Consider the following 232-nt stretch of genomic DNA (forward strand, 5'->3'; position numbering starts at 1 on the left):
TAAAATCTCCCGAAGTATCAGCGATAGGGTAGACTATCCCCCTATCAGATTGTCGTGTTTCGGTATCATTTCGGTGTCAGTTCGCCAGTTCTCCCCGGTGTCGTTCCTCCCCTGAATCTCACAGCGGCGTATCGCTCCCTTTGGTACGCTCGTTTCGGTCAGGGTTCCTCCACATCCCTGCCAAAAGTCATGGCGCTACATCGCCGGGGAAGCATATCCCACACAGGCTGGT

It is taken from the genome of Clostridium sp. AM43-3BH, from assembly GCF_003479985.1.
Lineage (GTDB): Bacteria > Bacillota > Clostridia > Lachnospirales > Lachnospiraceae > Otoolea > Otoolea fessa.